The 23,693-nt window shown below is 40.6% G+C and carries 19 protein-coding genes, 1 pseudogene and 1 riboswitch; of the genes and pseudogenes, 4 read left to right on the top strand and 16 right to left on the bottom strand.

Annotated features, from left to right (window positions below; genetic code table 11):
* Positions 1 to 49: 49 nt before the first annotated feature.
* Positions 50 to 253 (bottom strand): sulfur carrier protein ThiS, encoded by a 204-nt coding sequence (gene thiS, locus FDK13_RS26500; RefSeq protein WP_137343043.1) that lies wholly within the window; start codon positions 251 to 253, stop codon positions 50 to 52.
* Between the two features lie 68 nt (positions 254 to 321).
* Positions 322 to 417: riboswitch (TPP riboswitch) on the bottom strand.
* A gap of 142 nt (positions 418 to 559) precedes the next feature.
* On the opposite strand from thiS, the gene FDK13_RS26495 reads away from it, so the two are divergent.
* On the top strand, positions 560 to 1,063 hold the full coding sequence (locus FDK13_RS26495; protein ID WP_137343042.1) for a GNAT family N-acetyltransferase: 504 nt from the start codon (positions 560 to 562) through the stop codon (positions 1,061 to 1,063).
* Between the two features lie 222 nt (positions 1,064 to 1,285).
* Here the strand turns inward: FDK13_RS26495 and FDK13_RS26490 are convergent, their stop codons facing one another.
* The 15 genes and pseudogenes from FDK13_RS26490 to FDK13_RS26420 all read right to left on the bottom strand — a co-directional run bounded on the left by FDK13_RS26490 (position 1,286) and on the right by FDK13_RS26420 (position 20,058).
* Entirely contained in the window at positions 1,286 to 2,392 is a 1,107-nt protein-coding gene (locus FDK13_RS26490; protein ID WP_137343041.1) for a bile acid:sodium symporter family protein, read from the bottom strand.
* Between the two features lie 90 nt (positions 2,393 to 2,482).
* The gene (locus FDK13_RS26485; protein WP_137343040.1) at positions 2,483 to 3,412 is read right to left on the bottom strand and encodes an RraA family protein; all 930 of its coding nucleotides are present in this window, start codon (positions 3,410 to 3,412) and stop codon (positions 2,483 to 2,485) included.
* 126 nt (positions 3,413 to 3,538) lie between these two features.
* Complete coding sequence (locus FDK13_RS26480; protein WP_137343039.1) at positions 3,539 to 4,819, bottom strand: amidohydrolase/deacetylase family metallohydrolase; 1,281 nt, start codon at positions 4,817 to 4,819, stop codon at positions 3,539 to 3,541.
* A 306-nt stretch (positions 4,820 to 5,125) separates the two neighbouring features.
* Positions 5,126 to 5,284, bottom strand: a pseudogene (locus FDK13_RS26475) (RidA family protein); the annotation flags it as partial.
* A gap of 2 nt (positions 5,285 to 5,286) precedes the next feature.
* Positions 5,287 to 6,852 (bottom strand): SusD/RagB family nutrient-binding outer membrane lipoprotein, encoded by a 1,566-nt coding sequence (locus FDK13_RS26470; protein WP_137343038.1) that lies wholly within the window; start codon positions 6,850 to 6,852, stop codon positions 5,287 to 5,289.
* A gap of 22 nt (positions 6,853 to 6,874) precedes the next feature.
* Positions 6,875 to 10,315 carry a SusC/RagA family TonB-linked outer membrane protein gene (locus tag FDK13_RS26465; protein WP_137343037.1) on the bottom strand — a complete coding sequence of 1,147 codons (3,441 nt, stop codon included), beginning with the start codon at positions 10,313 to 10,315 and terminating at the stop codon, positions 6,875 to 6,877.
* A gap of 278 nt (positions 10,316 to 10,593) precedes the next feature.
* On the bottom strand, positions 10,594 to 11,721 hold the full coding sequence (locus FDK13_RS26460) for a FecR family protein (RefSeq protein WP_137343036.1): 1,128 nt from the start codon (positions 11,719 to 11,721) through the stop codon (positions 10,594 to 10,596).
* Between the two features lie 141 nt (positions 11,722 to 11,862).
* On the bottom strand, positions 11,863 to 12,474 hold the full coding sequence (locus FDK13_RS26455; RefSeq protein WP_137343035.1) for an RNA polymerase sigma factor: 612 nt from the start codon (positions 12,472 to 12,474) through the stop codon (positions 11,863 to 11,865).
* Positions 12,475 to 12,696: 222 nt separating this feature from the next.
* Positions 12,697 to 13,152, bottom strand: coding sequence for a RidA family protein (locus FDK13_RS26450; RefSeq protein WP_137343034.1), 456 nt, complete (start codon positions 13,150 to 13,152; stop codon positions 12,697 to 12,699).
* A gap of 35 nt (positions 13,153 to 13,187) precedes the next feature.
* The gene (locus tag FDK13_RS26445) at positions 13,188 to 14,669 is read right to left on the bottom strand and encodes a PQQ-dependent sugar dehydrogenase (RefSeq protein ID WP_220417431.1); all 1,482 of its coding nucleotides are present in this window, start codon (positions 14,667 to 14,669) and stop codon (positions 13,188 to 13,190) included.
* A gap of 19 nt (positions 14,670 to 14,688) precedes the next feature.
* Positions 14,689 to 15,123, bottom strand: coding sequence for a c-type cytochrome (locus FDK13_RS26440; protein ID WP_137343033.1), 435 nt, complete (start codon positions 15,121 to 15,123; stop codon positions 14,689 to 14,691).
* Positions 15,124 to 15,157: 34 nt separating this feature from the next.
* Positions 15,158 to 16,888, bottom strand: coding sequence for a PQQ-dependent sugar dehydrogenase (locus tag FDK13_RS26435; protein ID WP_137343032.1), 1,731 nt, complete (start codon positions 16,886 to 16,888; stop codon positions 15,158 to 15,160).
* Between the two features lie 67 nt (positions 16,889 to 16,955).
* On the bottom strand, positions 16,956 to 17,507 hold the full coding sequence (locus FDK13_RS26430; protein ID WP_137343031.1) for a RidA family protein: 552 nt from the start codon (positions 17,505 to 17,507) through the stop codon (positions 16,956 to 16,958).
* 39 nt (positions 17,508 to 17,546) lie between these two features.
* Positions 17,547 to 18,794 carry an amidohydrolase/deacetylase family metallohydrolase gene (locus FDK13_RS26425; protein ID WP_137343030.1) on the bottom strand — a complete coding sequence of 416 codons (1,248 nt, stop codon included), beginning with the start codon at positions 18,792 to 18,794 and terminating at the stop codon, positions 17,547 to 17,549.
* Between the two features lie 43 nt (positions 18,795 to 18,837).
* Positions 18,838 to 20,058 carry an aminotransferase class V-fold PLP-dependent enzyme gene (locus FDK13_RS26420; protein WP_137343029.1) on the bottom strand — a complete coding sequence of 407 codons (1,221 nt, stop codon included), beginning with the start codon at positions 20,056 to 20,058 and terminating at the stop codon, positions 18,838 to 18,840.
* Between the two features lie 338 nt (positions 20,059 to 20,396).
* Between FDK13_RS26420 and FDK13_RS26415 the strand changes: the two genes are divergently transcribed.
* From FDK13_RS26415 to FDK13_RS36710, 3 genes are all read left to right on the top strand, one after another.
* Entirely contained in the window at positions 20,397 to 20,627 is a 231-nt protein-coding gene (locus FDK13_RS26415; RefSeq protein WP_137343028.1) for a hypothetical protein, read from the top strand.
* A gap of 216 nt (positions 20,628 to 20,843) precedes the next feature.
* Positions 20,844 to 23,333, top strand: a complete 2,490-nt coding sequence (locus tag FDK13_RS26410) for a serine hydrolase (protein WP_137343027.1) — start codon at positions 20,844 to 20,846, stop codon at positions 23,331 to 23,333.
* A gap of 169 nt (positions 23,334 to 23,502) precedes the next feature.
* Positions 23,503 to 23,682, top strand: coding sequence for a type II toxin-antitoxin system HicA family toxin (locus FDK13_RS36710; RefSeq protein WP_137343026.1), 180 nt, complete (start codon positions 23,503 to 23,505; stop codon positions 23,680 to 23,682).
* The last annotated feature ends 11 nt before the right edge of the window (positions 23,683 to 23,693 follow it).

Below are 23,693 nucleotides of genomic sequence, written 5' to 3'. Positions count from 1 at the left end.
TTAGCTATTTGGATATTAGGAAGTTTTTTGAGTTGTAATGCCAATTTGTTTAACCTCCCTGAGTTGCTTTGATCAGGGTGATTTTGTCGTCGGGATTGAGGATGTGGATGGGCCAGTCAGATTTGGAAATAATAACCTGGTTGACGGCAAGGGCAATTCCTTGTGTGGAATCTGTAAACAGGGAAGACAAAAGTTCTTCAACCGAAGAGTGTTCGGGGATTTCTGTACGTTGCTGATTAATGCTGATTTCCATTCTGAATAATGTTTTATGAGAAAAACTTCAGGAATGGACCTTGTGAAAGATTCATTAAGATACAGATAGCAGTATCTCTTACTTTTCCCTATCGGCAGTACTAACTGCATCAGGTTCAAAGGGTATTCTCTCAGTCCGCATACGGGACACCCCTAAAGTTTCCGTAAAGCTATTGGAAAAAACGGAGTTTCAAAAAAATAATAAATTAAACCTGATTTTTGATGATTGGGAAACTGTGAAAGTTTTGCTAATTAGGAGGTAACTTTGAATTTGTCATATTAACATCTCAAAAAGACTCTGCTTTTAATGGATCTTATTATCAGAAATGCTGCTCCGAAGGACTTACCGGCAATATTGGAAATTGTAAATCAAGCTATTTTAGAAACAACCGCCATTTATGATTACGAGATCAGAACTTTGGAGGAACAGACTGCCTGGTTTGATAAAATGATTATTGATGGCATGCCGGTGATTGTGGCTGAATTTGAAAAGGAGGTCATCGGTTACGGATCTTACAATATTTTCAGGCCGAAAATTGGCTATAAATTCAGTGTTGAACATTCGATTTATTTGAATGAGAAATCACGTGGAATCGGAGTGGGGGGCAGGTTGCTGGGAAGTTTAATACAGCGTGCGAAAGAATCTGGATTGCATACGATGATTGCAGGCATTGACGCGACAAATCGCGGAAGCATCAAATTTCATGAAAAATATGGATTTGTAGAAAAAGGATATTTAAGAGAAGTAGGCTACAAATTCGACCAATGGCTGGATCTGGTCTTCATGCAATTAATCTTGAAAGAAGATTAACATAGCCCTGAAAGGGCGTAATATCTTAGAATCGGGCACCGCCCGATTGATTTGGGGATCCCGGAACGTGGGATTGATCCGAGCATCACCCGATAAATCCGCGAATTGGGAATTATACAATTCCGAATCCACATATCCAAATCCACGTAATCATTCCAATAGGGCGTTGCCCCATCCTAAAATATGACGCCCTTTCAGGGCTATGAAAGGGCGTCGATGTTGTTAATGAGCTCGTCCAGTTTCAACATACGTGGCTTCGTCACCCGTAGGTTTTCTATGCCAATAAGAAGCCAAAATGGATCCGGTAATATTCATCAAAGGTCCAAATACCGCAGGTGCCAAACCGACCGTCGCCATTTTTCCCATTTCTTTTGCAATTCCTGATGCCAACCCACCATTTTGCATACCAACTTCAATGGCAATGGTACGACAATCGCGCTCGCTCATTTTGAATAATTTTCCTGAGAAATAACCAAGTGTATACCCTAAAAGATTGTGTATCAATACCAATCCTATCAAAGCCGGTCCGATTGTTAAAAGACTGTCTCTTCCCGCTGCGGTGATGATTACAATAATAAATGCAATTCCTGACATTGATACTAAAGGCATTGCATCGTCAAGCCATTTTGCTTTTCCACTGAATAATTTATTAAAAATCAAACCGGCGCCAATTGGTAGAATTACCATTTTGACAATATCCCACATCATATGCAGCATATCAATTTCAACAAATGCACCGGCGTATAACTTCATCAACATTGGCGTCATTAGAGGAGCCAGCATGGTGGAAATTGCCGTAATAGTAATCGATAATGCCAGATTTGCTTTGGCCAGATAAGATATCACGTTGGAAGCCATTCCATTAGGTGAACAACCGATCAAAATAATTCCTGCTGCAATTTCAGGTGGGAATCCGCTGATGCTGGCTAACGTAAAACCTAAAAGCGGCATAATTAAAAAGTGGCTTGTTACCCCGATAAAAACACCCCTCGGCATTTTTACAACACCTACAAAATCCTCAAAACTCATCGAAGTGCCCATTCCGAACATGATGATCTGTATTAACGGCGTGATCAATACTGCAAATTTGAAACCATCATACTGCTGAAAATATTGAGGATAATATAAAGCTGTGGTAACGGCTGCGAAAATAATCGTTGTGTAAGTAAAACCTTTCAATGTTTCTGATCCTCTGAAACTTATGGCTACTGCAATAAAAAAACCAATAAAAAACGGGCCCGCCTGAGCCAGGTTTCCTGTTATTGCCAGATAAAGCGCTACAACCAAACACAAAATAGCAACACCAGATAGAAGCTTGTAAATGTTCATAAACTTATGTTAATTATGCAATTTGAAAAAAGGTGCATTTTTAGGAAAAAAGCAGAAAATATGTATTTCTTACTTTTCTCCCAAGCCTGATTACCAGGTTCTTTTCTTCATATATTCGTCCAGTTCAGAACGCTTCATTGGAATTTCCTTCGGATTTTTATCCAGCCATTTCAGGAAATCATCTTTCAGTTTATCTGACCACTGACTATCAATCTGACCTGGCGTGTATTTTCCTTCTTTCAACATTGTGATGCCGAATTTATCACGGATGGCAATGAATTCAGCGGTCAAAACTACTTTTTCAGCCAAATGTGCTGGAATGAAAATGATACCTTCTCTTTTGGCAAGAACAAGATCACCCGGTAAAACAATAGCTCTTCCGATGCGTATTGGCGTGTTAAGTCCCATTAAAACCACATCTTTCAAATAAGACGGATCCCAGTCACGGACAAAAGCATTGAAACCTTCAATTTTTGACAGGCCTTCCAAATCTCTGGCAGATGCATCAAAAACGACACCATTTCCGGATTTTGCATAAATAGAATTTCCAAGATTATCACCGATCAAAGTTCCCTGGGCAATTTTTCCAAAACCATCAGCCACATAAACATCACCTTTGGAAAGCTGATCTATCGGCCAGGAATTGGTATTTCCGATGCGGCCATTTTTAGCACCGCGTTCTTTGATATTTTTTTCAACATCAGGACGGGAAGGCATAAATTGTGCAGTAAGCGCACGGCCAACAATAGGTACATCCTGATGGATCATTTTCCAGTTTGCATCAAACTGTGCATTATAACCTTCATTCTGAAGCACAACCCAGGCTTCTTCAATGGCTATTTCTTTTGCACGGCGGATCAGGTCATCAGAAACTTTTGGCCTTCCGTCCGGGAAACGTTCACCTTTCCATTCAGAAGTGAGGAAGATTAATTCTTCCTTTGATATAGTTTGCGCGTGAAGGGAACTGAAAAAATTAAAACTTAAAAATAATGCTGCGGCAACAATGGATTTAATTTTCATTTCAATTGGATTGCAAATTTTGAAGGGCCGGCAAGATAAAATTTGGATTACAAAACTGATACATTGTATATCAATTTGTAACCCAAATGAGAAAAGACCGGGTATCCCGAATTTTACTAGATTGTATTAATTTCTTTTTGAAGCAACGACGAGCGGCGTAGTGATTCCGTTGAGGTCATAGACCACTTTTCCGGCACGGATTGTCAGTTCACATTCCAGTTTTTCTTTACTTGTGATTTTTGTTCCGGTATAATCAAAGAAACCAAAAACACCGGTATCGTTCATACTGAAATTTCCTTTCAAAACCCGTAAGACTGCAACATCAGCAAGTCCGCCAACGGTTAAGCTTCCAAGTTTTTCTCTATGAATTGCCTGCGCAGGAGCCCATGTACTTGCTTTGATAACGCTTGGTAAATCCATACCCATCGCCAGGAATTTTGACATTACATTCAGCATATCTTTCATCGCAGCATTCATACTTCCGGTATGAATATCGGTACTGATTGTATTTGGATAAAATCCACTTTTTACTGCCGGAATTGCTTGTGAAAACGCGAAACTGATCCCGCCATAACCTACGTCAAACAGAATTCCTTTTTTACGAGCTTCGTATACGAATGGTTTAATCTTTCCGGTTTTTACATCCAAAATCGGTTCGCGACTTGATAATTGTCCAAAACAATGGGTGAAAATATCACCCGGACGAAGGTGCTGCATAAATAATTCTTCTATTGAAAGAGCCGGAGTACTTCCACCGAAATCTACCATAACTGGAATATTAGCGAGTTTGCCGGCCTCCACGGCTTTGTCGGTTGGCGTCCAGTCATGGCCGTTGAAGTGGGCCAGTTTTACACCGACTACATAATCAGGATTTTCCTTTGCAACGCGTGCAGTATTAACAGGATCCATATCAGCGATATTCTGCTCATAAGTTCCGCCACGCATTCCTTCTCCCACAATGTTGAGAAAAGATAAAACACGTGTTTTTGAAATATCAATGGTTTGTTTTTTGAAGTCAGGGAAAGATTTCCAGCCAGCGCAACCGGCATCTACCACTGTGGTAACACCCGTACGAAAAGTAAAGCCATCCGGCGCAAGTGCATTGGGCCCATTGCTATACGTCTGGTCCATTTTTGTTCCGTAGAAATTGTGCGAATGCATATCAATTAATCCAGGAGTAACGTACATGCCTTTTGCATCCACTACCTGAATTCCAAGTTTTGGATCAATGTTTTTGGCTACACTTTTAACCGTATCACCGTTCAAAGCAACATCCATGATACCGTTGATGTTGTTCTTCGGGTCTATTACGTGACCTCCTTTGATGATGATCGTGTATTTTTGAGCATTCGCGGAAATGCTGCAACAGGCCATCAAAAGGCCCATGGAAAGAATTATTTTTTTCATTTTTAAGGATTAGGAATTAAGTATCAAATTTACTGTTTTGTTACCGTAATAAGCATAGAGCGGTTACATTAAATATTAATATTTTATCAATTTTGATCAGGTATCATTTACGAAAAGCAAAATTGATATTTATTAATCAGGATACTTTTTAATTGATCGGAGTGAGAAGGTAACAATTGGTTCATCAGGTACTTATCGTTTTAATAACGGATAAGTGAAGAAATGGTTAAGGGAATAGGAATGCGTAAACAGAAAAAAATATCACTGAGAAATCCGAAGACCATCTCAGTGATACTTTACCTTTTGCTAGATGTAAGCGATACAATCTATTTCCACAAGTGAGTTCTCGGGAACACCGCCATAAACGGCTACCGTTGTGCGCACAGGTGGTTTATCGCCAAATCTGCCTTTGTAAGCTTCGTTCATTCTTTTGTAATCATTAAGGTCATAAAATGAAACACTTACTATTATTTATCCCACCAAACTACGCTGGAAAGGCTGTTTGTACCACCTTGTCTGGTTCTTGCTTCGATGAAATTTGTTTCGTTGTAAAGTCCTTCTGAATCCGGGATCTGGAATCTTGTCGGGATTTTTCCACCTGTCAGGTTACCCGGGTAGTTTGTCGGAGTAAGTTTAGGATATCCTGTACGTCTCCAGTTAGAGAATATTTCGTACTCATCTTCCAAAAACAATGTTACCCATTTCTGAGTGCTGATCTGTCCGATTTGTTCGTCAACTGATGCAGCAGTATTGTATGGATTAGCAGCGATGTAGGCATTTATTCTCGCATCCGAGATAATACCTGCGCTACCGAATAACGCCCATTGTTTCATACCGGAAGTTACCGCGCTGTTATATTCTGCTTGTGCAGTTCCGCCTGTATACCATCCTCTAACAGCAGCTTCTGCCAAAAGCAAGTGAGCTTCCGCGCTTGTGAATACTAACAAAGGAGCGCTGTATTTCAAAATTGTGTTTGGATTTGGCTCAGAGTATGAGTTAAAATCGGCTGGCAAACTGTTGAAAGCTGCATTTTGCATACCCTTTTGAAGCGCAGTTGTTGTATCCGCAGTGAAAGTTTTCCCATCCGCTGACGGTACCCAAACGATTGAGATCACATTCAAACGGGGATCTTTTGTTGTTTTTAACTGATCAATCAGCGTTTTCGAAAACTTGCCGCCTTCTACATTATCTCCACCTGGTGTTACATAGTCGGTACCCATCAAACCACTTGCAATGAAGTTTCGGCTTGCTGTAACTGAACCGTCAACATAAGCGATTGTCGCAACGTCGGCATCAGCCGTAATTACACCACCTGCAATTGCTTTCTGAACCCATGTTTTAGCCAAAGCAGCATCTACTTGTGTCAAGCGCATTCCCAGACGAAGCATCAAAGAGTAACCGAATTTTTTCCATTTTGTGATATCACCACCATAGACCAAATCGGCAGTTCCGAAAGTAGCCTGAGCAGGATCAAATGCAGCGATCGCTTGTTCAAGTTCTTTCAACATATCCGCGTAAATAGCAGACTGCACATCGTAAACCGGGCTATAATTTTTATCAGTAAGTGCTTTTCCAGCCTGGCTGTAAGGAATATCTCCGTACAAATCCGTCAGTCTGTGGTACATGTAAGCTTTCCAGATACGGGCAACTGAAAGTTTATTTACATCAGCAGGAGCGGTACTTACCGCGCTGATGACCTGCTCGATATCAATTACAGAACCTTGCGTTGTCATGTCCGTACCACCATACATTCCCCAGCTTGCTGTTGAATACGTATAGTTGAAGTACTTGTCACCCGCCGCGGGAACCTCCTTGTAAGTAGCAAAATGCTGCATGGAACCACCAATTGTAAGATATGCTGCACCAGTGTAGTTATTGCTAACCGTAGCAAGCTGAGCTCTTGTAAAAAGGAAACCTGGTACAACGGCTGTCGATGCATTTGGATTCACGTTCATTTCCTCAAACCCATTGTCACAAGCGGCAAAGAGCAGGGCCATTGGGGCCAGATATAATAATCTTAAAAACTTTTTCATATTCACTAAAATATTTTAATGATTAAAATTTCACTGTCAGGTTCACGCCCAGGCTTCTTGTTCTTGGTACACCAAATGCTTCAAGACCTTGTGCATTACCGTTTGTATAACTCGATTCAGGATCGAAGTAGTTGTTTCTTTTGTCTTTGTAAAGAAGCAAAAGGTTACGTCCTACAAGTGAAACCGAAGCGGATTGTAATTTCAGGAATGACATTTTGTTAACAGGCAGGTTGTAGCTGAAAATAACCTGACGAAGTTTGATAAAGTCATTATTGAAAGTGAACATCGATGTGTAGTTCTTATCGTTGTCATAGTACGTATCGACGTCAGCCTTTGCCCATGTTTTTGTGAACGGAGCGCCTTCCGGTGTTACACCCGTTACAGTTAAGCCATTGTCACGACCAGGAAGTGTTTCTTTTGGCAAACCGAAACGGTAAGCGTACTGATACATGTTCGAGTAAACAATGCTTCCGAATTTACCATCAACAAGAATGTTCAAAGAGAAATTTTTGTATCTGAATGTGTTCGTGATACCCATAGTAAGCGGAGGAATACCTCTACCAAGTCTTTCAAGGTCACCTCTTACTGCATAACCGCTGGCTGTGTTGAAAACCACATTCCCGCTTGCGTCAGTCTTTTTCTTGTAACCCCAAACTTCACCATAAGAACCACCAACCACGTTACGGATTGTACCGCCACCAACACCATCACCAACAGTAAGGGTTTTAAGTCCTTCAGCAAGTTTTACAACTTTGCTGTCATTGTATGCCATGTTATAACTTACATCCCAGGTAAAGTTTGCCTTTTTAAGAGGCGTTCCTGTCAGCAAAAGTTCAACCCCTTTGTTGCTAAGTTCACCCACGTTCAAAAGAGCAGAAGTGTATCCCGACGAGGCTGCGATTGAGCTCTGAACGATATCATTCGTTGTCTTACGATTGTAAAGTGTTACGTCAACTCCAATACGATTGTGAAGGAATTTCGCTTCGATACCTGCTTCATAAGTTGTTGAAGTAAGTGGTCTCAAATCCGGGTTAGGTACAAGAGACGAGTTCAGCTGCTGAACCGGACGACCATTGTGTCCACCTTGTGCCATGCTATAGCTTTGGTAGATCTGGTACGCTGCTACGTTCGCACCACCCACTTGTGCCCATGAGCCGCGTAATTTTGCAAAACTTACTGCCTCAGGCAATTTGAAAGCCTCAGAAAGGATCAATGTACCACCAATGGCAGGATAGAAAATGCTGTTGCTCGCTGTGTTCAAAACCGAGAACCAGTCCTGACGGCCAGACATTGTGATGTAAGCAAGTCCTTTGTAACCTAAGTCAACCGAACCAAACAACGAGTTGATACCGCTTTTTGAATAAGAAGGAGTAGTAGTCGACGTTGCAAGGTTTGTAAAGCTGTAAAAATAAGGAATCGTAAATTCTGTACCATTGAACGACATTTGGTCATAAATGCTTCTTTGCATGTTACCACCGGCCAATGCTGAGAAACTAAGATTTTCAAAGAAATTGGTGTTGTAGTTCAAAGTAACCATTCCGTTGGTTTCAGAAGAAGTGATTTTTTTCGCTTCATAAACACCAAGTGGCTGGTAAGCATTGTTTGTCGGAACTACGAATTCATAGTTGAAGTTGTAGTAATCCTGGCTTACACTTGCTTTAACAAAAAGGTTATCAAGGATGTCGTATTTAATATTCGCCTGTCCAAGAAAGCGGTTTTTTCTGTCTTCGTTTTTGAACTTGTTGATAACCATGTAAGGGTTTGGAGCAGCCGGAACCGGGTTCCATTCCACTTCTTTTCCTGTTACCTGATCGTATCCCGGAGCAAGGCTTCTGATATCAACCGTGTTAGCGATCAGATAAGTTGCCCAGTGCGGGTTGTAATCTGCGTATCCAACTTTTGGACGGTTGTGGCCGTTTTCAATGTTGTACTGAACAACCGTTTCAATGCTCAATTTTTTACCAAGCATTGCATTCACGTTCAGGTTAGCAATTCTTCTGTTAAAAGTTGAATTAGGAACAATGCTGTTTGAGCTTGTATTATTCAAACCAAAACGGAAGTTTACAGCTTCGTTACCACCTGTGAAAGAAAGTGAGTTGATATAGTTTGTACCCGTTTTATAAAAGTTTTTCAGGTTGTCTTTTTGAGGAGAATATGGACGCATCTGGCCATCAAACTGGATAACCGGAGTTCCATCCATTTTCGCTCCGTATGACAAACGGCCTGAACTTTTAGCCTGAGTCTGAGTCAATGGTTTTACACCATCCACACCCTGGCCGTATTCATATTGCCAGTCTGGAATGATCGAAAGATTATCTGTAGTAAAGTTGGTATTGAATTCAACACCAATACCTTTTTGTGCTTTCCCTTTTTTGGTAGTGATCAAAATTACACCGTTGGAAGCACGTGCACCGTACAAAGCCGCCGCCGGTCCACCTTTCAAAACGCTGATCGATTCGATATCATCCGGGTTAATACCACCAATACCGTCACCACGGTCGGTATTATTCCCATTACCATCCGATGCGTTTCCACCACCCGGAGAGCTGTTGTCCATCGGCATACCGTTGATTACATATAAAGGCTGGTTGTTTCCGCTCAAAGAACCGTTACCACGAATAATGATACGGCTGGAACCACCAGGACCTGTTGCCATACCTGTTGCGTTAACACCGGCAATTTTACCTGTAAGCGCATTCGCTACGTTGTTTTCACGAGCTTGTGTAAATTCACTACCTTTTACTTCTGTCACTGCATAAGCAAGTGCTTTTTTCTCTTTTGAAATACCAAAAGCAGTTACAACAACTTCATTAAGAGATTTGGCTTCCGGGGCAAGTTGCACTGAAATATCGCCTTTGGAGCCAACGGCAGCTTCTTGTGAAGTGTAACCTACAAAGCTGAAAATAAGAACAGCCGTAGAAAGTTCTCCATCCGGAATGTCAAGCGAATATTTCCCTTCCGCGTTTGTTGAAGTTCCGCGCTGAGTTCCTTTTACAAGAACGCTTACACCCGGAAGTCCTGAGCCGGTTTCGTCCGTTACCGTACCCGTAACCACTTTCTTGGGAGCTTCTTTCGGAGCAGAAATTTTCAATTCCGTCGCAGCCTGTTCCCGTTTTAAAATGATACGGTCCTGAACAACTTCGTAAGTAACATTATGCGGAGCAAGGATTTTTCCAAGAACTTCAGACAAGGACTCGTCCTGGAATTTGAAAGTACCTTTCTGATTGTTAAAAATCTGCGGATTATACATGAACTTAACCTTGGTCACGTTTTCTATTTTATCGAGTACTTTGTCGATCTCGGTGTTTGATAAACGTAATGTTATTTTTTGGTCAAGCACCCTCTGTCCATTCACGTCAGCGGCGTGGACTAAAGTAGTGAAGATCACTGCAAGTAAAGCTTGATACAGACTCATACGCATGATTTTCTGCAAAGCGTGTTGATAATGTATTGAATTTGACATAATTTTGTTTTGTCGGGTTAATAAATTCGGCAAAATGATTCCCTTGTATCCGCGTAACGCGGAAGGTGTAATGAGCTTACAAAATGGGGATGATTGGTGGTCGGTGATGTTGGCGCATCATCGACACTTTTTTTTAGGAGTCAGGGACAGGTTATAGTCATAGGCTTGTCATTCAGATAGTTTAAATAGTATAGGTTGCTTGGTTACTGTTTTTTTCTGGTAATCGTACTCTTTTATCTGGTTGCGATGCGTGTAATCTGACTTTGGAATTGTTTTAACTATTGATTTTCAGATGGATATGAGCATCCTTTGCTCGAAATAATGATACTGGCATCAAGCTGTTCATGTGTTGCGTTGATGGTACGGCAAATCAAATCTATTTTTTCAAACAAAGGTTCGTCTGACAAAGACGCTGTGAGGTAGCAGTTTTTCATGATTTCGGCATCAAAAAGAATTTTTACGCCGTAAGAATTTTCTAATGCTGCAAATACTTCTTTAATAGGCGTTCCCTTAAAGTTGAAAGATTGTTTCTGTATTGGCATGTCAAGTAGTTCAGGGTCAGCGATCAGGCTTCTTGTAAACCGCAGATTGATTGGTGAGAAAACAATCTGTTGATTTGGCGTAAGTACCATTCCTCCTAATTTATTATCAGCCTGCTGTGTTTCCAGATTTTCATCGGTTAAAGCAAAAACAGATACTTTTCCAGTTTTTACGACCACTTTTACATCTTTTTCTGTTTCAAAAGCGCTGATGATAAAACTGGTTCCTAAAACTTTTGTAACCAGACCATTAGCATAAACAAAGAAAGGCTGATCCGGATTTTTTGCTACTTCAAAAAAAGCTTCACCATAAAGAAAGACTTCGCGTTTTGCTCCGGTGAAAGAACTTGGATAACTAATGCGGCTCTGAGGCTGCAAAAGCACTGAGCTTCCATCCTGCAAAGCCACAAGTTTTGGTTTGTTTGTATTGTTAACTTCCTGAATAAGGGGCTCCTTGATCTGGCTTATGATTTCTTTGTAAAGTAAATTCGTTTTTTCAGCAGGAGAATTTTTGTTGAAAAACCACCAGCCAAAGCCTATAATCATCAGAACCGAGGCTGCAACACTATACCATTCCGGACGAAATAAGAAAATAGATCTTGAAGCTTTTGCATTTTTCTCACCCAGTGAATAAGACAAACGGTGTATTTCACTGGTTACTTCGTCATCCGATATTGAATCAAAGGAATTTAAAACGGTATCCAGTAAATGCGATGCCTTATTTACTAATTCCTGCTTATCAGGATTTTCAGACAACCATTTTGACCAAAATATGCCTTCTTCAGCGTTATTGGATATTTTCCAAAGCCGGAATGAAGGATCGGTGGCAAGTTCTTCGGGTTGTAAATTTCTGTAATCAGGTAGCATAGTTCAAGCGTAGTATTGCGAATTCAAATAAAGGATGCAGAAAAAGTATGTCAATACTCTTTTTTGTAAAATTATTTTTTGACTTTTTTTGAAAGAGGGAAATAAACTACTGGGAGGTAGGTAGGTTGCAGGAGTGTAATATTAATAAATTAACATGTAAATTATTAATATCCAGTGGCTTAGTAATGGAATTTGGCTTTTTAAGGTGGTAATGGCTTTAAATAATAAATTGGCTACCGATTGACGGTTAACCTGCATCATATCGGCGATCTGTTCATTTTCCAAACCTTCATAAAATTTCAGAAAGATGGCTTCTTTCTGGCGTTTGGGAAGTTCATTGATTGCATTCCTGACCTTGCGCTGACTTTCATGATAGTTTTCTGTTTCTTCTATCTCCGTTTCAATGGTATGATTATCCGTGATTTCTTCAATCTCGTCCAGGTCCAGATAAGGATAAATATGTTTGTTCCGGCGGAATTCCTGTAAGATTTGATTGCGCAGCGATTTTAAAAAATAGATAGTAACAAACTGGATATTAATTGTTTGTCTTTTCTCCCAGATATGCAGCATCAATTCCTGGATGGCATCTTTGATATATTCCCGGTCGTTGGTGAAACTTGTAGCGTAATTGAAGAGTGTCCGGTATAATTTGTCGGCAAGCTGGCAAAAAGCAGCACTATCTCCGGCTTTTGATTGCTGCCAGAGATCCAGAAGAATTTCATTTTCTAAAAGAATGCGTTGCTTTTTATCCAAGAATATAGGTGATTGCTATTGTAAATTAACAGTCAATTTATTGAAATAAGAAATTTAAGGAGCAGAAAATATTATTTGCCAGAATTATATATTGATTATTTATAGAAATTCGAAATAAGGTGAAATTTTTTATTGTCTGAATAGATAAGATACTAAAGAAAGAAGTCAACTTTTTTAAGTTGACTTCTTTCAATCTAAAAGCGTTGGACTGACATTCAGCTACTAGATGTAAGCAATACAGTCAATTTCAACCAGTGAATTTCCCGGAACACCGCCATAAACGGCAACCGTAGTACGAACGGGTGGTTTATCTCCAAAACGTCCTTTGTAGGCTTCGTTCATCGCTTTATAATCTCCAAGATCGTGAAGGAAAACGCTGCATTTCAATACTTTGCTCATAGAAGAACCCGCCGCGATCAATTCTTTTTCAACTTCATCCAGCACATGTTTTGTATGAGCTGTAATATCACCTTCAAAGTGAGCGCCTTTTCCGGCTACAAAAACCATATTGTTAAATTTGGTATGTCCTGAAAATAGCGGAACATCCTGAATAGTAGTAATGTTACCAACTTCTTTTTCAGGCGTTGTATCCGCTGCTTTTGAGATGGTTCCCAAACCTGCCACACCGGCAATGGATGTAAATAATTTTTTGAGGATCGATCTTCTTTCCGTTTTCATGTTATGGTTAATTAAGATTATTGTTAAGGATTTTATTATGCTTTTTTCATTTTCTTCAAAACTTTGGCATCGCCCGGTAAAGTGATTTTCCAAAGTGTACCTCCTGATTTTGTTCCGCCTTGTTTTCCGCCATATTCGATAATGTACATTTCATTGCCAATCAGCAGCGCATCGGTAGGGCTCGTAAAGTTATCAACGATCCTCGTGGTTTGCACTTTATAATTGTCTGCTTTTTTATCATAGATTAAATGCAAATGAAGCAAATCTTTTCCTTGTCTGCGTAATACATTCGGATTGGCCGCACCCGCTTTGCCACCACCCGCATAACGCATCACAAATCCGTCTCCTTTAAATTCCTTCGAAAGTGCCTTGTCCTTATCGAAAATTAAAGCCAATGGAGATGAATGTGCGTTGAAAGTTCCTACGGTAACGCCGGTTGTATCTCCATCCATCACAACGCCTGTTTTACGGTCGCGGTATTCATTTGCATCCGGTCCAAGATTCTGAACGGCAGGCGTAAAAGTTACACCGGCTGGTCTTTTTGGGAAATCCGGATCATTATGGAAATATTTCATCAGCCAGGCAAAAGCGAATTTGCTCAGGAAAGGATCCGTATCCGGATTTGGCTGCCAGTCAGGATATTGCTGCGGGTTATCAATGCCGCCCATCACCCATGGAAAACCATAATGGCGTCCCTGCCGCACCCAGAACATATCTTCCGGATGATCGTAATCACCAGAATTTGAAACGGCAAAAAGATTTCCTTTTCCATCATAAGCCATATCATAGGCATTCCGGATTCCTTCAGCGAAAATGAAACCTTGTTCTTTTAATTTATCGGTATCATCAACCAGTAAGAGATCTTTCGAGTCGATCGGGAAACGGTAAATTTTTGTGGTTAATGCTTTGTCGCGGGCATTTGGATAAATACCGCCGTTGTCCTGCACCTCACCATGATCCGTTCTTGCACCGGAATTTACTACAATATATTTGCCATCCGGACTTATTTCCAAAGCATTCCAGCCATGGTCAAAGGTGGTTTTATTTGCACCATATTCAACGGTGTTAAAAACAACAGTCATGTCCGGTTTTTCGTCGTTCGGTTTCAATTCGTAACGAACCATTCTTCCCTTGTTGCCTTTGTTATTATTTACGTTGATATTTCCGGTAAGAAAAAGCGTGTTTTTATGAAAAGCCGCCCCCTGCAAACGGGTTATTCCATGATCGGTTGCTGTCAGGATTTTTACACTCGCAGGTTGTCCGTCTTTTTTTACGATGTGAAAAACGTCGCCGTCAAAACTGGTATAATACAAATCGCCGCTTACCGGATTCTGGATTAACCTTACCGCTTCCGGCTCTACTTTCATATAGGCTTCTATTTTGATATCATCACGTAACGGATGGGGCGTCTGCGTAGGCTGGTCGCGGCCTCCCTGTGCGAAATTCAAATGTGGAATGGCTAAAATTCCAAAAGCTAACAGATTTACTTTTAAAAATGGATTCAGGATTTTTTTCATTTTTCAGGTCCAGGAAATGTTATTCGGTCACAGATAATTTTCTCAGATAAGCTACCAGCTGCCATCTTTGTTCAGCCGTAAAAACGTCCTGAAAAGGAGGCATATTTCCTTTTCCATTTGACATTTTCCAGAACAATGCACCGTTGGTTTGTTTTTTTACCAGGGAATCATGAAAGTTGGCAGGTTTCTGGCCTAATGCACCGCCGGCAGCGCCATCGCCATATCCACTTTCACCGTGGCAGGATGCGCAATAGAGACCAAATAATTCTTCGCCATTTGCGAGTGTTAGCGGTTCATCATGGTATGGACTGACAAGCGTATCCGCCCAGGATGGTGCAATCCAGCGATCCTGACTATGAGCCGGTTGGTTGCTTCCGGTGAAGGAAGACAAACCAACGGCCCCAATCCCTATACAGACTAAAAAGCTTGCGGCTATCTTTTTGTTTAAAATCATTTAATGAATTATTTTTGTTTAGGAATTTGTTTTTTTAATCGTTTATATTCAACGCTTTACGCTCTTTTTTGATATCATTAGCGTCAATGGCGGACGAATTATTTCCAAAGCTTTGTCTGATAAAAGTTAATACTTCGGCGATCTCCTCGTTTTTCAGAAAGCTGTGATTTGGCATAATGTTGTTGTAAGGTTTGCCCTTTACTTCAACTTGACCATCCAGACCTTTTAACAATACATGAATTAGCTTTTTCTTGTCGCCAGTAACCCATTCCGAACCTGCGAGTGGTGGGAATCTTTGGGAATCACCCTGGCCATTTCTCTGGTGACAGGCAGCACAATACACACTGTAAACTTTTCCGCCCGCAACGGGTTTGTCTTTGTCGAGATTATCATTGACAACATCCGGCGTGCGAATATGTGACATGGTTTTTCTCTTCTCCATTTGTTCTAAAGCAGTGCTGGCAAATTTGGATTTATCCCCTTTGTATGTGACTTTCCAGATTTTCCCTTTTTCAGTTTCAGCAAAATAAAGAGAACCATCCTGCCCCATAGCAATTCCCATTGGCCGGTATGCAGCATCACTGGTATTGACAATTGGATCAACACCGGCAAAACCATCAGCAAAAATATCCCAACCACCCGAAGGCTGACCGTTTTGAAAAGGTACAAAACCAATAATATAGCTTGATTGCGGATAAGGAGCCCGGTTTGTTGAGCCGTGAAAGGCGATGAAAGCGCCATTTTTGTAACGATCAGGAAATTGATTTCCCTGATAGAAAAGAAGATCATTGGGTGCCCAGTGACCGGGAAATCCTATTAGCGGTTTTTCATAAATACCACAATTTCCAACAATTTTTCCATCTCCGCCATATTCAGGGCCGAGTACTTTTTTCTGCTGAATCTGATCATAATAACAATAAGGCCAGCCAAGGTTAGTACCTTCTTTTATTCGTACAAATTCTTCCGAAGGCAAAACCGCACTTTGCCAGGGCGAATAAACACCTGCCCATAAACGTAATAAATCATCTCGTCCATGCTGCACGAGATATAAATTATCATCAGCATTATTCCAGTCCATTGCTACAACGCTGCGAATTCCGGTCGCATAACGGTAACCGTCCTTTTGTGTTTGATTCAGCTTATTGGCATCAAAACGCCAGACTCCACCATGATCTTCCAAAAACGGACAGGGCGTCATCCCCGCAGAACTTGGCATACGAAATAGTTCTTCGCAGGCATTGGAAGGTGCTCCAAACGGAATGTACATATTACCTTTATTGTCAAAGGAAATCGGTTTTGCAATGTGCTCATGCATTCCGTGTGCATGATCGTCGGTCATAATGATTTCTTCTTTTCCCTCAGGAATCAGTTTTCCCGGCGTAAGTTTCTGACGATAAACGATCAGTTCAGAACTGAAATAAATATAACCGTTATGAATCCGCACGCCGGTTCCATAGCCATGTTCTTTTTTAGAACCGCCAAAACGTTTGATGATATCGGCGCGACCATCATGATTGGTATCACGAAGCGCAATCACGGATTCGTTTTTATCCGCAAACCTGGCTTTTACATAAATATCGCCGTTTTCATTTACGGCAATATGTCGGGCCCGACCGGGAAGGCTGTCAACGACAACGACGGCTTCGAAGCCGTCGGGTAAAAATAGTCCGCCGTTTTTTGCATTGACGACGTCGGGCTGCGGTCTGGTTACAAAACCTGTAACAAGAATAACGAGTAAAGAGGAAGCAATTTTTAAGTTCACAATCGACGGGTTTAGGGATGTCGAGGTAGGTTTTAGCTATTAGCTTGGGCTTATGAAATAGTTTATTAACTTATTTGAGTTCTACGATCATTTCGATTTCTACCGGGATATTTCCTGGGAGAGATCCCATTCCTACGGCCGAACGCGCGTGTTTTCCATTTTCTCCGAATATTTCTACCAGCAGATCCGAACAGCCATTAATTACCATGGGGTGCTGACCGAAATCAGGTCCGGCGTTAACCATACCCAGAAGTTTTACAATTCTTTTTACTTTGTTCAAATCACCGCCTAAAAATCCTTTTAACGTTGAAACAAGAGAAATTCCTGTCAGACGCGCTGCTTCTTTTCCCTGTTCCAACGTTAATTCAGTTCCAACTTTCCCAATCATTTGTCCGCCTTCCGGTTTGTCTGGTCCATGTCCTGATAGATAAACCAGATTTCCTACCTGCACTGCTTTTACGTAATTGGCAATAGGAGCAACCGGTTTGATCAATTTGATATTTTTCTCTTTAATTCGAGCTTCAAAATCGGTAACCGCCTGTGCCTGTGCCGCGATGGATAATACTGCAAAGCAAAATGTGAAAGCCAGCGTTGACAGGGAAAAATTAGAAATCCTTTTCATGTAGTAATTTTTAGAGTTCAGTGAGTTTAATAATTCGTGTTATTTTGCTGTCGGTAAAGCGATTCCGTTCAGATCGTAGACAATTTTTCCACCCATGATCGTCATTTCACATTCCAGTTTTTGTTTGCCTTCCATTTTGTAACCAGTCCGGTCATAAAACCCGAATTTGCCTTCACGCATGGAAAAAATTGCAATGTCTGCAATTGCATTTTCAGAAAGATGACCCAGATTTTCACGCTTGATAACCTGTGCGGGTGCCCAGGTGCTTTCTTTGATTACGGTTGGAAGATCAACACCCATCACCAGAAATTTAGACATAATACTCAACATATCTTTCATGGAAGAATTCATACTGCCGGTATGTAAATCAGTGCTAATCGTGTTTGGAAGAAATCCGTTTTTGATAGCTGGAATGGCCTGGGAATAATTGAAACTTGCGCCTCCGTAACCCACATCGAAAATTATCCCTTTTTTACGCGCATCCAGCGCATACTGCTTTACTTTCCCGGTTTTTTCGTCTACAATGGTTTCTCTTACATTTCCTTCCAGATTGGTAAGGGCATGAGTAAAAATATCTCCGGGGCGAAGATATTTTGTAAATAATGTTTCAAGAGAAAGCGGAGGATTGTTACCTCCAAAATCAATCATAACCGGCATATTTGCCAATTTTCCAGCTTCAACAACGCGTTCGATTGGTTTCCAGTCGGCACCTACGAAATGTGCTGCTTTAAATCCAACCACATCATTTTTGTTTTTCAACGCTACGGCCGCCGCCATGTGCGCATCCATATCACTGGTATCCTGCTCATATTGACCGCCACGCATACCCGCTCCGACAATATTCAGGAACGATAAAACGCGCGTTTTTGAATGCAGAATGACGTTCTTTTTAAACTCGGGAAAAGCTTCCCAACCGGCGCCACCAGCATCAACAATGGTAGTAACCCCAACGCGAAAGGTGAAACCATCAGGTGGCAATGCCACCAGACCATTGCTTAAATAATGGTCTGGCTGGGTACCGAAAAATACGTGTCCGTGAATATCAATAAGGCCGGGCGTTACGTACATGCCTTTTGCATCCACAACTTTTGCAGCTTCTTTTGGATCAATATCCTTTGCTATCTTTTTAACTTTTCCCTCAAAAATCCCTATATCCATAATTTGGTTGAGATTATTTTTCGGGTCGATGACGGTACCGCCTTTGATCAAAATGCTATAAGTCTGGGCGCTTACGGCAAAGGTGTTCAGGCAAACCAGGCAAAAAATTAAGAAGTATTTATTTTTCATAGTGAAATTCAGGCTTAGGAAATAATTATTCAAAGGCAGAATTTTAAACGGCCGCTTTTGATAATTCTTCTTTCAATCTTGCTGCAACTATTTTTTCTTCACCGGATTTCAGCATCCACGAAGTAATGGTCAATGAACTGCCGTCAGCGGGCATAATTTCAATCGAGGGGTTTCCATTACGAAGATTATCCTGCAAAGTTTTTACCGGAAGATTGAGTTTTGTCAGATCCCAGGATACTTTCAATGTCGGAGTATGGTTTCCAAGTTCGGGAACGAAGGTCTCAACGTTAACACCTTTTACACTTTTAGCAGCGTTGCTGATCAAAGCGATCCGGTCTTCCCACATTTTCCATTCCTTTTTGTGATCCATTTTGACGAAGTTATCCAGCGCAACATACATGCCCAGGATTTCTTCTTTATTCACTTTCATACCGCGTCCGATGGTTGAACCGCGTGGAGGCATGCTTAATCTAGCGGCTTCGATCAGGTTCTTTTTGCCCATCAAAATTCCTGCACTTTGCGGTCCGCGCATCGCTTTTCCACCAGAAACACAAACCAGATCAAAGCCCATGTCATTGAATTTCCAAAGGTTTTCAACAGGAGGAACGTCAGCAGCCATATCAATCATGGTTGCAATTCCTTTACTTTTTGCAACTTCAATCCACTTTTCATGTTTGATCTGTCCCTGATCTGCCTGGATATTCAAAAACCACATCAAAGCCGTTTTTTCATTGATCGCTTTTTCAAGATCTTCCAATGTTTCAACCGAAATAATTGTGCAGCCCGTGTTTGTCAAAGCATGAGAATATCCAATATTATGTCCTTTCTGGATAATCACTTCCGATTTCATCCCCGTACCTTCAAGATGCGGTAAAGCTTCTACTTTTTTGGGATCCATTCCGGTCAAAACCCCGGCCAGTCCAAGCGTTAATGCAGAAAAGCAACCGGCGGTCACCACGGCTGCTTCTGCGTGTGTAAGTGCTGCAATTTTTTCTCCAACTTTGGTTTGTACTTCGTCCAGGATCATGAATTCTTTCGCAGCTCCCTGAATTGTCTCAACGACTTCGTCCTGCATCAATGAGCCCGTCATGAATGTGTAGGTACCCGCTGCATTAATAAAAGTACGTATGCCAAGTTCTTTCGCCAGATTCCTGACCGGAAGTTTGGCGGTAAAGCTCAAAGGATCCAGACTGGATTGTCCCAAAATCCCACCAAGAAGAGGAAAAGTAGAAAGGTGTTTGATTAAATCTCTGCGGTTTATCATAATGTACATTTGACTGGAAAAGGTGATTAGGATTTGTCAAAATCTATTTTAAAGATTGACAGAGAAAAGATGCAGCAAATATCTAATGATACTCTTTTTGGTGTAATTATTTTTTTCGATTGACGAAATTATAAAAATATAGTTTGGTGATAGTTGATTTTGGTAATTTTTTATTTTGAGTAATGCAGAATTGATAATTGGCTTCGAGAATTATGAATTTTATGTCATTTACTAAGTATTTGTAAATCATATGAGAGGAGATTGTACACTCACTTTTGACTTTTGAACAATTTCCGATTTAAAATGTATATTTGTTTAAGTAACTAAAATCAAAAATTATGGTAGCAGTTGTTGGAACATATCAAAACGGTTATGTGAAACTGGATAATGACTTCCCTTCAGATAATCCTGTTAAAGTTTTAGTTACTTTTTTAGAGGATGTGGAAATTAAATCGGATAAGGGGCTGTTGTTATCCGATTTCTCCTTTGCGAAAAGCCAAAAGAATCTGGAAAATTACAAAGGTTCATTTAGTGATTCGGTTATTGAAGAAAGAAGAGAGGAGTTATGAAGATTATTTCTTCAACTTCAATAATTTACAAATATTTTCCTTCTAAAATTTCCAAAATTGAGTTCGCAAGTGAGTACTAACGATGAAATAAATGACGTTTGTAAAAGCAAAAAATCATAAATAAAGCTTTATAAATCCGGAAGTAGTATGATTTGCGAGTGTTTGATATAAATTAGTGGCTTATTGCCATTAACCCAAAACTCTTCAGATTACGTTATGAAAAGATTACTTCTATTAGTATTACTATTCCCATTTTTCACCCAGGCACAAATCAGTAAAAAAGCTCAAAAAGTAGATTCATTACTTACTTATTTACAAGAAAGAGATTTGTTTAACGGTACTGTTTTGATTGGTAAAAATGGGAAAACAATCTTCAAAAAGGCCTATGGAATAACCAATACGCCTGATAACAAACTTCTTACCACTGCCTCGGCATTTAATCTCGCTTCGGTTTCCAAGCAGTTTTATACCATGATGGCGATGATTCTGAAGGAGCAGGGGAAATTGAAGTTTGATGATAAAGTCAATCGTTACTTGCCCGAATTTCCTTATGACCAGATAACGGTGCGTCAATTGATGAACCATACTTCCGGTTTGCCTGAGTATTTTGATTTTGCCCGGAATAATATGGGATTGCTGGATACGCTCACCAACGAATCGCTTCTCGAATTAATAGCAATCAAAAAGCCGGATCTGGTTTTTCAGCCGGGAGAGAAATTTGAATATTGCAATACTAATTACACAACTTTGGCTTCTATCATTGAAGAACTTTCTGGTATGCCTGCCGACCGGTTTTTTAAGAAATATATTGCTGATCCATTAAATATGACCCATTCCTATGTTTACACGCTGAAAATGAAAACGTATCCGCCAAGCCGGGTTTTCGGTTTTAAGATTGAAGCAGGGAAGAAAGTTTTGAATGATCTGGTGCGTTTTGATGGCGTGGTTGGTGATGGAAATATTTATTCAACCGTTGAAGATCTCTACAAATGGGACCAGGCTTTGTATACCGAAAAACTTGTAAAAAAAGCCACTTTTCAGGAAGCAATCACTTCCGGGAAACTGAATAACGGAAGAGAAACCGGTTATGGTTTTGGCTGGTTTATTCCCAAGCCGGGTGAAATTGTTCAGCATTCCGGTGGCTGGGTTGGATTTAATACGATGATTGTCAGGCATATTAAAACCAATGAAACGCTGATTGTTCTTGACAATTCCGGAAATTATCGGGCTGCCGGACTGGTTACAAGTCTTTTTGAAGGAAGGCCAATTAAAGTGCCGGTAACAAGCCTGATCAGTAATGTAAACCTGATTGACGGAACAGGAACAGCAGGCAGAAAGGTAAGCGTGAGACTGATTGATGCAAAAATCCGTGATATTGGCGATTTGACAGCTTTTAAAAACGAAGAAGTAATTGATGGAAATGGCAAAGTACTGGCGCCAGGTTTTATAGACAGCCACAGTCATCATGACCGCGGACTGGAAGATAATCCAGAATCCCTTTCTACGATTAGTCAGGGAATTACAACGATTATGGTTGGGCAGGATGGTGGTGGAATACCAATTGACAGTATTCAAAGCCGGATGAAAAATAAACCGGTGAGCACAAATGTGGCAACGTATACCGGTCATGGTATGATGCGTTCGATGGTTATGGGCAATAAGCTTTTTCGTACTTCCAAGCCATCGGAACTAGATTCGATGAGAGTTATTTTAGGAAGAGAACTCGATAAGGGTTCTCTCGGTTTGGCGACAGGACTGGAATATGAAGATGCATTTTACTCCAACCGCGACGAAGTGGTGGATCTGGCAAAAGTTGCTGCATCAAAAGGCGGAAGGTATATTAGTCACATCAGGAGTGAAGATATGAATTTGGAAGAGTCGCTGGACGAGATTATCCAGATTGGGAAAAAAGCAAAAATACCGGTTCAGATTTCTCATTTGAAAATTGCGATGGTAAGTAAGTGGGGGAAATCGCATGATATTCTCGCGCAACTGGCAGAAGCGCGATCGGAAGGAGTTAATATAACGGCAGATGTTTATCCGTATCAAATGTGGATGTCGACGCCGCGGGTTTTATTCCCGAAAAAGGATTTCAATAATGAAGAAAGCGCGATTTTCGCGACCAAGCAATTGTTCGATCCTGCGCAGTCTTATATCACTAATTTTTCTGCCAATAAATCTTTTGAAGGAAAAACAGTTACTGAAATTGGCGTAATGAATCAGGAAAGTCCTGCCAAAGCGCTGATGCGCATTGTGCGTGAAGCAGAAGAAAAAGATGGCACGTCGGTAATTGCTGCAACGTCGATGGCAGAAGAGGATGTGATTAATTTTCTGGCGTGGCCAAATAGCAGTATTTGTTCAGACGGTAGTGTAGGCGGACATCCGCGTGGTCATGGATCTTTTCCACGTGTGTTAGGAAAATATGTAAGAGAGCAAAAAATTATGTCGCTTGAAACTGCGGTTTATAAAATGACAGGCCTGGCGGCGGAAAATACGGGAATCAAAAACAGAGGTATTGTTACACCCAATTACTACGCAGATCTGGTTTTATTTGATCCTGAAACAGTAAAAGACAATGCAACAATTGCTAATCCAAAAGCTTTGTCTGATGGGATTTTGATGGTTTGGGTTAATGGAAAAGTGGTGTTTAAGGATGGGAAGGCTACGAATGTTTTTTCCGGGAGGTTTGTGAAGAGAGGGGAGTGAAGAAAGAAACCAAAAGAAACTAAAAAGTAATATTTAAGAATAACAATAAAGTCTGTTTTTTCGATATCAATTGAGAAAACAGACTTTATTGTTATTGGAATATTGTTGAAAGGTATATTATTATATATCTTTGTGAAAACACATACACTATTTATTTGCTAACATTATTATGAAATCTTCCGAATTTCACAGACTTATCAGGCGTAATGGCTGGGTAAATATTCGAACAAATGGTAGTCATTACATTTATGAAAAGGGTGGACGTAGGTATTCGGTACCGTTTCATAGCTCGCAAGAAATAAGTGAAGGTTTGAGGAAAAAAATTCTCAAAGAAATGGGTTTAAAATAATCTTGAACAAC

The sequence above is a fragment of the Dyadobacter frigoris genome (assembly GCF_005280585.1).
GTDB classification, from domain to species: domain Bacteria; phylum Bacteroidota; class Bacteroidia; order Cytophagales; family Spirosomataceae; genus Dyadobacter; species Dyadobacter frigoris.
The sequence above is the reverse complement of the archived record's forward strand: the minus strand, read 5'-3'. Positions and strand labels throughout refer to the sequence as shown.

Excerpts from the sequence above, each read along its gene's own strand:
- thiS (WP_137343043.1), bottom strand. The coding sequence starts at position 253 with ATGGAAATCAGCATTAATCAGCAACGTACAGAAATCCCCGAACACTCT.
- FDK13_RS26495 (WP_137343042.1), top strand. The coding sequence starts at position 560 with ATGGATCTTATTATCAGAAATGCTGCTCCGAAGGACTTACCGGCAATA.
- FDK13_RS26490 (WP_137343041.1), bottom strand. The coding sequence starts at position 2,392 with ATGAACATTTACAAGCTTCTATCTGGTGTTGCTATTTTGTGTTTGGTT.
- FDK13_RS26485 (WP_137343040.1), bottom strand. The coding sequence starts at position 3,412 with ATGAAAATTAAATCCATTGTTGCCGCAGCATTATTTTTAAGTTTTAAT.
- FDK13_RS26480 (WP_137343039.1), bottom strand. The coding sequence starts at position 4,819 with ATGAAAAAAATAATTCTTTCCATGGGCCTTTTGATGGCCTGTTGCAGC.
- FDK13_RS26470 (WP_137343038.1), bottom strand. The coding sequence starts at position 6,852 with ATGAAAAAGTTTTTAAGATTATTATATCTGGCCCCAATGGCCCTGCTC.
- FDK13_RS26465 (WP_137343037.1), bottom strand. The coding sequence starts at position 10,315 with ATGTCAAATTCAATACATTATCAACACGCTTTGCAGAAAATCATGCGT.
- FDK13_RS26460 (WP_137343036.1), bottom strand. The coding sequence starts at position 11,721 with ATGCTACCTGATTACAGAAATTTACAACCCGAAGAACTTGCCACCGAT.
- FDK13_RS26450 (WP_137343034.1), bottom strand. The coding sequence starts at position 13,152 with ATGAAAACGGAAAGAAGATCGATCCTCAAAAAATTATTTACATCCATT.
- FDK13_RS26445 (WP_220417431.1), bottom strand. The coding sequence starts at position 14,669 with ATGAAAAAAATCCTGAATCCATTTTTAAAAGTAAATCTGTTAGCTTTT.
- FDK13_RS26440 (WP_137343033.1), bottom strand. The coding sequence starts at position 15,123 with ATGATTTTAAACAAAAAGATAGCCGCAAGCTTTTTAGTCTGTATAGGG.
- FDK13_RS26430 (WP_137343031.1), bottom strand. The coding sequence starts at position 17,507 with ATGAAAAGGATTTCTAATTTTTCCCTGTCAACGCTGGCTTTCACATTT.
- FDK13_RS26425 (WP_137343030.1), bottom strand. The coding sequence starts at position 18,794 with ATGAAAAATAAATACTTCTTAATTTTTTGCCTGGTTTGCCTGAACACC.
- FDK13_RS26420 (WP_137343029.1), bottom strand. The coding sequence starts at position 20,058 with ATGATAAACCGCAGAGATTTAATCAAACACCTTTCTACTTTTCCTCTT.
- FDK13_RS26415 (WP_137343028.1), top strand. The coding sequence starts at position 20,397 with ATGGTAGCAGTTGTTGGAACATATCAAAACGGTTATGTGAAACTGGAT.
- FDK13_RS26410 (WP_137343027.1), top strand. The coding sequence starts at position 20,844 with ATGAAAAGATTACTTCTATTAGTATTACTATTCCCATTTTTCACCCAG.
- FDK13_RS36710 (WP_137343026.1), top strand. The coding sequence starts at position 23,503 with ATGAAATCTTCCGAATTTCACAGACTTATCAGGCGTAATGGCTGGGTA.